Here is a 274-nt window from a genome sequence, read left to right on the forward strand (position 1 = left end):
CCTGTACGAGACGATTCGCCGCATGCTGAGCGCCCAGGTCTACGACGTGATCGACGCGACGCGCGCGGCCATTGCCGCCGCAGCGCCGGCCGATGCCACTGCGGCACGCCAGGCCGGGCCGCTGGTGCTCTTCGGCGACGCGATGCGCACGCAGTCGGCAGCACTCAAGCGCTTTCTCTTCCGCGGGCTCTACCGGCATCCGCAGGTGGTGCAGACCACGGTGCAGGCCCGCGTAGTGGTGCAGGAACTGTTCGCCGCGTACATCGATAAGCCG

The 274-nt window shown here is 69.0% G+C and carries 1 protein-coding gene; it reads left to right on the forward strand.

Features of this window, described 5'->3' with window-relative positions; all coding sequences use genetic code 11:
• Positions 1-22: 22 nt before the first annotated feature.
• Positions 23-274, forward strand: a 252-nt coding sequence (locus CVH10_RS20370) for a hypothetical protein (protein ID WP_219924894.1), incomplete at its 3' end; no start/stop codon positions are given.

This window comes from Halomonas sp. ND22Bw (genome assembly GCF_003011945.1).
In the GTDB taxonomy this organism is placed as follows: domain Bacteria; phylum Pseudomonadota; class Gammaproteobacteria; order Pseudomonadales; family Halomonadaceae; genus Halomonas; species Halomonas halophila.